The organism is Shewanella electrica, from assembly GCF_022321485.1.
Taxonomy (GTDB): domain Bacteria; phylum Pseudomonadota; class Gammaproteobacteria; order Enterobacterales; family Shewanellaceae; genus Shewanella; species Shewanella electrica.
Genome location: NZ_JAKOGG010000654.1, coordinates 1 through 245, shown reverse-complemented (window position 1 = coordinate 245; position 245 = coordinate 1). Strand labels below are relative to the sequence as shown.

Annotated in this window: 1 protein-coding gene; it reads left to right on the top strand. The window is 57.1% G+C overall.

Translation table 11 applies throughout. From position 1 onward, the window contains the following. Window positions 1-245, top strand: a 245-nt coding sequence (locus L9G74_RS21715) for a tRNA-dihydrouridine synthase (RefSeq protein ID WP_238898944.1), incomplete at both ends; no start/stop codon positions are given.

Here is a 245-nt window from a genome sequence, read left to right as displayed (position 1 = left end):
CTTCGGATCGGGTTCAGAATGGTCGTTTTGGTGCCTGCCTGATGGCCGAGGCGAATCTGGTCGCGGATGCGATTAAAGCGATGCGCGATGTGGTATCGATTCCGGTGACGGTGAAAACCCGCATCGGGATTGATGAGCTGGACAGCTATGAATTCCTGACGGACTTTATCGGCACGGTGGCGGGTCGCGGTGAGTGTGAGACGTTTATCATCCATGCGCGCAAAGCCTGGCTCTCTGGCCTCAGC